Source organism: Prevotella sp. S7 MS 2 (assembly GCF_000762865.1).
Lineage (GTDB): Bacteria > Bacteroidota > Bacteroidia > Bacteroidales > Bacteroidaceae > Prevotella.
Genome location: NZ_JRPT01000109.1, coordinates 1 through 1,790, shown reverse-complemented (window position 1 = coordinate 1,790; position 1,790 = coordinate 1). Strand labels below are relative to the sequence as shown.

At 36.9% G+C, this 1,790-nt stretch carries 1 protein-coding gene; it reads left to right on the top strand.

The annotated features are described in order from the left end of the window. The first annotated feature begins 79 nt into the window (after window positions 1-79). On the top strand, window positions 80-1,657 hold the full coding sequence (locus HMPREF0671_RS11575; protein ID WP_036900942.1) for a glycoside hydrolase family 31 protein: 1,578 nt from the start codon (window positions 80-82) through the stop codon (window positions 1,655-1,657). Window positions 1,658-1,790 lie beyond the last annotated feature (133 nt).

Below are 1,790 nucleotides of genomic sequence, written 5' to 3'. Positions count from 1 at the left end.
TTAATAGATTATATAAAGCAATAAGTTGTATAATATCTCGTTTCTTTTAAGGAACGAGATATTTTTAAAAGTATTTGTCATGAAAAAAGTAATAATTTTATGCTTATTGTTTGTTGAACTATGCCATGTACATGCCCAACAGGTTGATATTCTACCCAATGAATGCTGGTGGGGAGTAGGAACTGGTATTGGAACTCAATTACCAATAAGTAACCAATCTCTAGAAGTAAATACGCGCATAGAGAATTTTAATAATCAAACAGCACCTTTGTTATTGTCAAATCAAGGAAGAGCAATTTGGTTAGATGCTGCTTACCATTTGAAGGTTACCAATCGCGTGATGAATTTTCAGCCTACGCAAGGTGGGGTGGAGGTTCAAACGTATGGTAAGACCTTGCGTGATGCTTACTTGGGAGCAATGAATAGGCATTTTCCAACAACAGGAGAAATTCCACCATTTCTATTTTTTGAGCGTCCTATTTATAATAGCTGGATAGAGCTGCTCTATAATCAAAACCAAGCCGACATATTAAAATATGCTCATAATATTATAGATAATGGTTTTGAACCGGGCATTCTTATCATTGATGATAATTGGCAAAAAGATTATGGCGAATGGGAATTCCGGGCCGAAAAGTTCCCAAATCCTAAGCAAATGATAGATGAACTCCACAGTTTAGGATTTAAAGTAATGTTGTGGGTATGCCCTTATGTTTCGCCTGATAGTAAAAAGAGTCGAGATTTTGAGGCTAAAGGACTTTTTGTTAAAGCAAAGGGTACAAATCAAGCTGCAGTAGCTCGGTGGTGGAATGGATATAGTTTCGTTTATGATTTAAGTAATCCCGAAGCTTATAATCAGATTCGTGAAGAGTTAAAAGAATTGCAAAAGAAATATGGTATCGATGGTTTTAAATTTGATGCAGGCGATTCTTATAGTTATTTAGAAGAGAATGTAGATGTGTATGATGGAAAATCCTTTGATATTGCGCAAACATATTTGTGGGCAGCGCTAGGTAGGGAATTTCAATATAATGAAATGCGTGCTTGTTGGAGGCATGGCAATGAAGGATTGGTACAACGTTTAGGCGATAAGAAATATTCGTGGGTGGGTGTGAGCCAATTGGTGCCTGATATGATTTCGGCAGGATTGTTAGGTTATGCTTTTACTTGTCCCGATATGATTGGTGGCGGTGAATATGGTAGCTTTTACAATGTAGATGAAGACAAGTTTGACCAAACACTCATCATTCGGTCATGTCAAATCCATGCAATGATGCCTATGATGCAATTCTCTGTTGCCCCGTGGCGTATTTTATCAAAAGAAAATTTGTCCATAGTTCGTAAATACGCACACTGGCATACACAACTAGGTTCGTATATTTTGGAACAGGCGAAGAAATCTGCTCAAACTGGAGAACCTATAGTTCGTCACATGGCTTATAGTTTTCCCAATCAAGGTTTTGAAAATGTTAGCGACCAATATATGTTTGGTGATACATATTTGGTAGCTCCTGTAACGACGGCTGTTAATCATCGAACCGTAAAATTGCCCAAAGGGAAATGGCGAGATGACCAAGGAACTATATATAATGGTGGCAAAGTTTACCAACTTGATGTACCAATAGATCGTTTACCTTGGTTTGTGAAAGTGAAATGATGTTGGTCTATAGTATCAAAATATAGTATAAAGATAGTACTCCTTGACAGAATAGGGGAGTATTGTTGCGTAAGATTATGGCAATTTCTTTGTATAATCCTTGATTTATATCAATGTTGTGCTTAAAATCTCG

Bases quoted from the DNA above. Each gene is read 5' to 3' on its own strand.
- HMPREF0671_RS11575 (WP_036900942.1), top strand. From the start codon at position 80: ATGAAAAAAGTAATAATTTTATGCTTATTGTTTGTTGAACTATGCCAT.